Source organism: Actinomycetota bacterium (assembly GCA_028698215.1).
Taxonomy (GTDB): Bacteria; Actinomycetota; Humimicrobiia; order Humimicrobiales; family Humimicrobiaceae; genus Halolacustris.
On record JAQVDY010000020.1, the window covers coordinates 19,495 to 27,854 of the forward strand.

Here is an 8,360-nt window from a genome sequence, read left to right on the forward strand (position 1 = left end):
TTTGTTAAAATAATTAAAAAAATTATTAGAAAGAGGTTTAAATAAATGGGTTCTGTATGGTTGAATATTTTGTTTGCCATTCATATCCTGGGTTGTCTGGGGGTAATAATGCTGATACTCTTGCATAGCGGCAAGGGCGGAGGCATTTCCGGACTGTTTTCAGGTATGGTGGACACCTTTGATGGGTCAGGGATAGTAGAGAAAAACCTGGACAGGATTACTATAATTGTGGGTGTGGTATTTGCCATAACCACCATATTGTTATTTGTATTATTGTAAATTTACAAGATTATATTTGAAAGGAGGTCTCTATAGGAAAAATAATCTTGTAATTAATCGGTTAAATTGAGGAGGATAAATGTTAAAATTTAGAAAATTAAGCACAATAATGGCAATGATGGTTGCTTTGATAATGGTAGTTACCATGGTTGCTAGTTGCGCACAGGAGGTACCTCCTGTGGAAGAGCCTGCTGCTGAAGAAGCAGCAGAAGCGCCTGCTGAAGAAGCAGCAGAAGAACCTGCCGAAGAAGCAGCAGAAGAGCCTGCTGAAGAAGCAGCAGGTCCCAAAGAAGGCGGAACCATTAGGATGTATATACATGAGCCGGTTTCTCTGGATCCACCTAACAGTTATGAAAGTGAAGGTATACAGGTTATAAGACAGGTATGGGATGGCTTATTCGAATACAATCCCGAAACCCTGGAAGCAGAACCAGCACTGGTAGAGACCTATGATGTTTCTGATGATGGCCTGGTTTACACTTTCTACCTGCAAAAGGGAGTAAATTTTCACAGCGGCCGGGAACTGGTAGCTGATGACTTTGTTTATTCCTGGACCAGGGTAGCAGATGACGATACAGCGTCCTATCTGGCTTATCACCTGGATCCAATCCTGGGCTATGATGAACTTCAGGACGGTTCAGCTGATACCTTTGAAGGAGTTAAGGCCCTGGATGACTATACTCTGGAAGTAACCTTGAAATATCCCTATGCTGACTTTATCAACACCTTGGGCCACACTGTATTTTATCCAGTGGCCAAGGAAGATATTGAGCAGTATGGAGACACTTATGCTGAGCATATCAACGGCGTAGGTGCTTTCAAATTTGTAGAATGGGCGCACGACCAGTACATAACTTTGGAGAAAAATGAAGATTACTGGAGAGAACCCGCTTATCTGGATGAAGTAAAATACGTAATTATGGCTGATGAAAATACTGCATTCCTGGAATTCCAGGCTGGAAATCTGGAATATACCCAGATACCTACCGGCCAGGTAGAAGCCGCTAAGCAGGATCCTGCTATCAGCGAAGGGGTTATCATCAAACCATTGCTGGCTCTGTATTATTACGGAATGAACATTGAAACCGAGCCATTCAAGGATAATCCTAAATTAAGGGAAGCAATTGCCTATATGATAGACAGGCAGAACATATGTGAAATAATAGGGGAAAACGTACCTACTCCGTCTACTGGTTTTGTTCCTCCCGGCATTCCCGGTTTCCAGGAACAGGCTTCAGAGATTACCTATGATCCTGACAAGGCAGCCCAGCTGCTGGAAGAAGCAGGATATCCTAACGGAGAAGGCCTGCCTACCTTGATACTGGGCTACAATACCGGTTCCAGCCACGAGATCATAGCTGAAGCCATACAGGCAGATGCTGCTGATCTGGGGGTTACCATTGAGCTGGAAGGCTATGAATGGGGAACCATGCTGGAAAAAGCACAGAATGGTGAAATCAACTTCTTCAGGCTGGGATGGCTTGCAGATTATCCTACCATGGATAATTTCCTGTTCCCCCTGTTCCATTCAGAATCAGCAGATAACTATGCTGCTTACAACAATCCTGATGTAGATGCTCTGCTGGAAGAAGCCAGGGCTACCCTGGATGAAGATGAAAGGATTGCCAAGTATAGGGAGGTTGAAAAGATGATCTTAAATGACCATGCTTTTGCCAACATATACTTCTATGGTTCCAGAAGAATAGTTCAGCCTTATGTACAGGGATTTTTCCTGGATAGTATGGAAAATTATAATCTGGAAACAGTATGGCTGGATAAATAGAAAAGTTGTTTGAATAAATAACAGAATTGTATTATTATACAGCCTACATTACAGCTAATGTAGGCTGTATAACTTACCAGGAAGTGGACAGGTTAGACAATGCTGTACTATATAATCAGGCGTATATTGCAGATAATCCCGGTTATTATCGGAGTTACTCTCATTCTTTTTATTCTCATGTATATAATTCCCGAAGACCCTGCCCGCCTTATCCTTCAGAAAGGGGCTACAGAGCAGGCATTGGCCAACTTAAGGGCCCAGATGGGCATAGACAAGCCTCTTTATGTTCAGTATTGGAGATATATAAGGCAGCTGGCTAAGGGAGACCTGGGAACCTCATACCGTTACCGGCGTTCGGTGAACAGCATTTTGGCTGAACATTACCCCAATTCTATCCGGCTGGCTTTAGTGGCCATAGTTATTGAAATAATAATTGGTATATTTGCCGGTATTATTTCGGCTATTAAAAAATATAGTTTTTGGGACACCTTGGTCACGGTGTCTACTACTCTGGCGGTTTGTGTCCCGGTGTTCTGGATGGGAATGATGCTGCAGATAATATTTGGCCTGCGGCTTGATTGGCTTCCCATATCCGGAATGGGGGACGGCAGTTTAATTTATTATATACTTCCGGCCATAACCCTGGCCTCTGTTTCTACTGCCTATGTGGCTAGAATGACCAGGAGCAGCATGTTGGAAGTAATGTCTAATGATTATATTACCACTGCTTTTGCCAAGGGGCTTTCCTTTAGAAGGGTAGTAGGTAAGCATGCCTTAAAGAATGCGCTTATCCCAGTGGTTACCTTGGTGGGCCTTGACCTGGGAGCCTTGATGGGCGGAGCCATATTGACTGAGACAGTATTTAGCTGGCCGGGAGTAGGCCGTACTATTTATTTGGCTATTCTCCAGAGGGACGCTCCGGTAGTTATTGGAGGGACCCTTATACTGGTAATAATATTCTTGGTATTAAACCTTATTGTGGATATTGTGTATGCCTGGCTTGATCCCAGAATAAGGTTTGAGAAAAGAGAGATAAACGTTTAGAGAGACAGTTTAGGACATGTTTGACGAGCAAGAGCAACAAAAAGTAAAAGAGGAACTGACCGAGGATATTGTACCGGAATCGAAGTATTCCCGGTCCAGCCTATACAAGGATGCCTGGAGAAGGCTGAGGAAGAATAAGCTGGCCATGCTGGGCTTAGCCATTATTATAATTTTAATACTCATGGCTATTCTTTCCCCGGTTATTGCCCCTTATGACCCTACGGTTAGGATTAAAGAAGATTCCTCCCAGGGCCCCAGCGCTAAACATATTTTTGGTACTGATATTTTAGGCAGGGATATTTTTAGCAGGGTAATATACGGCAGCAGGGTTTCTATCCAGGTAGGAGTGGTGGCAGTGGGGATATCCATGGTAATAGGCCTTATACTGGGAGCTTTAGCTGGCTATTTCGGAAGTTTTTCCGATACTGTGATCATGAGGATTGCGGATATATTCTTTGCTTTTCCTTACGTGCTGGGCGCTATTGCTATTATGACTATCCTGGGGCCGGGGCTGATTAATGTCTTTATTGCTATTGGTATACTGGGATGGGCTTCTTTTGCCCGCTTGTTCAGGGGCTCTATTTTGTCTATTAAAAACAAGGAATATATTGAAGCTGCCCGGGCCCTGGGGGCTAGTAACCTTAGGATTATTACCAAACATATTTTTCCTAATGCTTTTGCTCCCATGATTGTATTTGGTACCATGAATGTAGGAACTGCCATTATTGTGGAAGCTTCTTTGAGTTTTTTGGGATTAGGCGTTCAGCCTCCCACCCCTGCCTGGGGTTATATGCTGTCTGAGTCCTTAAAATATATAAATATTGCCCCCTGGATGATGTTTTTCCCTGGTTTGGCCATAGTGTTTACTGTTTTGGGATTTGTATTGTTGGGAGACGGGTTAAGGGATGCTTTTGATCCCAAAATGAAGTGATAAATTATGAGTAATAATACCATATTAGAAATAAAAAATTTAAAGACCTATTTTTACACCGATGATGGAGTGGTAAAAGCAGTAGACGGGGTAAGCTTTGACCTAGAACAGGGAGAAACCCTGGGCATAGTAGGGGAGACCGGTTCAGGAAAAAGTGTTACCGCCCTTTCCATACTGGGTTTGATACCGCAGCCTCCGGGAAAAATTGTAGAGGGGGAAATCCTTTTTGATGGCGTAGATCTGGCGAAAATGGGTAGAAGGCAGCTTCAGAAATACAGGGGTAACAGGATTTCCATGATCTTCCAGGATCCCATGACTTCCTTAAACCCGGTTTACACCATTGGGAACCAGATTATGGAATCCATTATTATCCACCGCAGGATGCCCAAAGCTGAAGCTAGAAGGGAAGCTATTAAACTGTTGGAAATGGTAGGAATACCTGAACCGGAGCGCAGGCTGCTTAATTATCCCCATGAATTTAGTGGGGGCATGAGGCAAAGAGCTATGATTGCCATGGCTTTGGCCAACAGCCCTTCCATACTTATAGCAGATGAGCCCACTACTGCCCTGGATGTAACTATCCAGGCCCAGATACTGGAGCTTATGGATGAATTAAAGGAAAAAACTGATTCTTCCATCATCATCATTACCCATGATTTGGGAGTAGTGGCTAAATATGCCCGGAGGGTAATGGTTATGTATGGGGGAAAACCGGTGGAATTCTCCCAGATAAATAATATTTTTTATAACCCGCTTCATCCTTATACCATGGGGCTGATGGGCTCCATTACCCGCCTGGATGAAAAAAAGAAGGACAGGTTAAGCCCTATAGAAGGTACGCCTCCCAGCTTGATTGATTTACCTAAGGGATGCGTGTTTGCCTCCAGGTGCAAATATGCAGTGGAAGAATGCAGGTCCCAGTATCCTCCCCTGGAAGAGATAAAGGAAGGGCATTTTGTTGCCTGTTACCGGTCCAGGGAATTTTTAGAAGGGGAGTTGAGCAAGCATAAATGACCGATAATCAAAAATATTTGCTTCAAGTAAAGAATTTAAAGAAACACTTTAATTTAAGGAGCGGCTTTTTACTTCAGAGGTCTACCGGTTCGGTAAAAGCGGTAGATGATATAAGTTTTAATATAGAAAAAGGTAAGACTTTTGGCCTGGTAGGAGAAAGCGGATGCGGCAAATCTACTACAGCCAGGGTGATTTTAAGGCTTACCAGCCCTACCAGCGGACAGGTGATTTATAATGATACTGATATTTTTTCCTTAACCAGGAAACAGATGTTTAATGTCCGTAAAGAGATACAAATAATATTTCAGGATCCTTATGCTTCTTTATCTCCCCGTATGACTATCGGGGATATTATCAGTGAGCCTATGGAAATACACCGGATAGGGGATAATGAATACCGGAAGAACCGGGTAAAGGAGATGCTGTCAGTAGTAGGATTGAATCCTGAGCATATAAACCGTTATCCCCATGAATTTAGCGGGGGCCAAAGGCAGAGAATAGGAATTGCCAGGGCATTGGCCTTGAGCCCCAAGTTAATCTTATGTGACGAACCGGTTTCAGCTTTAGATGTTTCCGTACAGGCCCAGATTCTTAACCTGATGACCGATTTACAAAAAGAATTCGGGTTAACCTATCTGTTTATAGCCCATGACCTGTCAGTAGTAAAACATGTTAGCCAGAATATAGGGGTTATGTACCTGGGTAAGATTGTGGAGGTGGCCAGTGATAAGGATCTGTATGAGAATCCCCTTCACCCTTATACCATGGGCCTGCTTTCTGCGGTGCCCATACCTGACCCTGATTTGGAAAAAAAGAGAAAAAGGATAATATTAACTGGCGACGTTCCCAGTCCCATTGACCCCCCCAGCGGCTGCAGGTTCCATCCCCGGTGCCCCCTGGCACAGGAGATTTGCAGCCAGCAGGAGCCGGAGCTAAAGGATTATTCCACTGATGGCAGGGAACATAAGGCTGCTTGCTTTTTTGCCGGCCAACCTATAAGCTAACCTTGTTCAACTTATTTAGATTCTTATTATGAAAAAATTTACAATAACTATAATTATAATGCTGTTTATATTATGGCTGTCTGTTTCCTGCCGGTTTGAGGACCTGGGACTTAATGCTGAACCTATCCCGGATGCTGAACCGCAGGTATTGGCGGCTGATTCTGATATCAGTAATGAGGATTTTTTCTTCCAGCTTAAAAACAAGCAGAAAATACAAAATCCTCTGGCAGATATAAATATACGTAAAGCCATACTGTATGCCATAGACAGGGAGGAGATAACAGAAACCTTAATGGGTGAATACAATACCCCTTTAAACAGCTTGTTTAACCAGAGTTCCCCTTACTATTATCCTGCTTGGGACATTTACAGCTATGACCCTGAACTAGCCCGCCAGAGCCTGGCTAAGGCCGGCTACAGTGAGGAAAAACCGCTGTATCTGACTATAGGGGTGGGCATAGAGAACAGCTGCCGGAATAAGGTAGCCCAAATGATTAAGGAAGACCTGGGGGAGATTGGAATATATTTATGGATTACTGACCAGGCTTCCGAGGACTGGTATAATAATATTGTAAAAAACGGGGAGTATGAAATGGGCATATGGGCCCTTTATAACTATGATGGGTCCCAGCTGGAGTCCTATTTCAGCTCAGAAAAAATCCCACCATTAAGAACCGAGCAAAACAAGGATTGCAGTAATTTTTATTGGTACAGCAGCCAGGATACAGATGACATTTTATCTAAATTAAGCTATGCAGAAGATATGCCCAAAAAACAGGAACTGTACAGGCAGCTGCAGGAAAAATTAGCTGCCGATGCAGCTATTTTGCCTTTGTTTAGCCGTCTTTATGTAGTAGCGCATAACCAAAGGATCGAGGGGATTACCATCAACCTGGAAAACGGCAGCGTGCTGGCAGATATGGAAAACTGGTTCATAGACTCAGAAGAGGAAGAAACTGTAGTGGTAGGTTATGGGGAAGAACCGGCTTCTATTAATCCATTTACCGCCAATACTTTAATGAATAGGTACCTTAATGAGGTTCTGTTTAATGGGCTTTGGAGCAATAATAGTAGCGGCGGGTATGATAATAAGCTGGTTGAAAACTATAAATTAATGGAAAATTTACAGCTAAACACTGCTAATCAAATGGTTAATGTACAGCTAAAGGATAATATTTACTGGGAAGACGGCAGCCCTATTACCAGCCAGGATGTATACCAAACCTGGCTGGCAGTAAAGGATAGCGGGACAGCAGCTGCAAATAATTTAAATTATGGGATTATAGAGAATATTGAAATAATTGATGACAGCAAGTTTAATATTGTATTTAATCAGCTTCCTGAAGGCTGGCAGGGATTGTTTAATATATTGATGCCGGCAAGTGACCTGGAAGAATACGGGCAGGATTTAAACCAGTTTGAGAATTTTACTTTTGCCAACGGGCCTTATAAATTGGCAGGGTGGTCCAGGGGAAATTATATATTACTGGAAGCTAATGAGTATTTTAACGGTTCTCAACCGGGAATCAAATATATAAAGTTCGTGTTTAATTCTGATATCAATAACCTTATAAGTGCTCTAAAAGCTGGAGATATAGATATCCTTAGTATACCTTTTGATCTTGACCTGGTACAGGAAATTGAAGAAAATGATGAGATTAACCTTATAGTGGAGAAGGGGAACCTGTGGGAGCATTTGGCTTTTAGCCAGAAACCTAAAAGCTGATTAAGGGAGTTAACAGGATTATTGACAACCATGTTGAATGTTTTTAGAATATGATAGTTGGCCTCTATGTCGGAATGGCGGAATTGGTAGACGCGCAAGGTTGAGGGCCTTGTGAACGCTTTAGTTCGTGGGGGTTCAAGTCCCCCTTCCGACACCATAGTAGACTCATCAATAGGCTCTTCACCAACAACCGGGGCAACCCGTTACCTAACAGCATAACACTCTCGCTCGCAACCTGTAGTTTTCAAAAGCCTTAAGCAACAAGCCCATTTTGCTACACTCTCTATAAAAGTGATACTGGAAAATATACTAAATTATGTAAATACGCGTATATGCTATATTTGAATGGTTTAAGGTCGCAAGACTATATAAAAAAACCCCAGTTTATCTTTCACCTTAGCTTTCGCCTTAGGTTACCGAACACCCCGGGGTTACCACTTAAAACTTTTCTAAGGACTTTCTGGTTAAAATTGATATTTACTTGCTTTCGCTTGTAAATGCTAACAATAACCAAAAGTTGCCTACTGTTCTAAGCAGTAAATTTAATATACAACAGATCCTATATGATTGTCAATAGCG

7 protein-coding genes and 1 tRNA gene are annotated in these 8,360 nt (G+C 42.7%); all 8 read left to right on the forward strand.

The features are described 5' to 3' along the window. Positions 1–45: 45 nt before the first annotated feature. The 8 genes from secG to PHN32_06710 all read left to right on the forward strand — a co-directional run bounded on the left by secG (position 46) and on the right by PHN32_06710 (position 7,938). The gene (gene secG / locus PHN32_06675; protein MDD3777273.1) at positions 46–279 is read left to right on the forward strand and encodes a preprotein translocase subunit SecG; all 234 of its coding nucleotides are present in this window, start codon (positions 46–48) and stop codon (positions 277–279) included. Positions 280–358: 79 nt separating this feature from the next. Next, complete coding sequence (locus PHN32_06680) at positions 359–2,062, forward strand: peptide ABC transporter substrate-binding protein (GenBank protein MDD3777274.1); 1,704 nt, start codon at positions 359–361, stop codon at positions 2,060–2,062. Positions 2,063–2,161: 99 nt separating this feature from the next. After that, complete coding sequence (locus PHN32_06685) at positions 2,162–3,106, forward strand: ABC transporter permease (GenBank protein MDD3777275.1); 945 nt, start codon at positions 2,162–2,164, stop codon at positions 3,104–3,106. A 16-nt stretch (positions 3,107–3,122) separates the two neighbouring features. Next, on the forward strand, positions 3,123–4,037 hold the full coding sequence (locus PHN32_06690; protein ID MDD3777276.1) for an ABC transporter permease: 915 nt from the start codon (positions 3,123–3,125) through the stop codon (positions 4,035–4,037). 6 nt (positions 4,038–4,043) lie between these two features. Then, positions 4,044–5,051 carry an ABC transporter ATP-binding protein gene (locus PHN32_06695; GenBank protein ID MDD3777277.1) on the forward strand — a complete coding sequence of 336 codons (1,008 nt, stop codon included), beginning with the start codon at positions 4,044–4,046 and terminating at the stop codon, positions 5,049–5,051. Beyond that, positions 5,048–6,055 (forward strand): dipeptide ABC transporter ATP-binding protein, encoded by a 1,008-nt coding sequence (locus PHN32_06700; protein MDD3777278.1) that lies wholly within the window; start codon positions 5,048–5,050, stop codon positions 6,053–6,055. The genes PHN32_06695 and PHN32_06700 overlap by 4 nt, the downstream gene beginning before the upstream one ends. A 28-nt stretch (positions 6,056–6,083) precedes the next feature. Then, positions 6,084–7,781, forward strand: a complete 1,698-nt coding sequence (locus tag PHN32_06705; GenBank protein MDD3777279.1) for an ABC transporter substrate-binding protein — start codon at positions 6,084–6,086, stop codon at positions 7,779–7,781. 68 nt (positions 7,782–7,849) lie between these two features. Further along, positions 7,850–7,938: transfer RNA gene (locus PHN32_06710), tRNA-Leu, on the forward strand. The last annotated feature ends 422 nt before the right edge of the window (positions 7,939–8,360 follow it).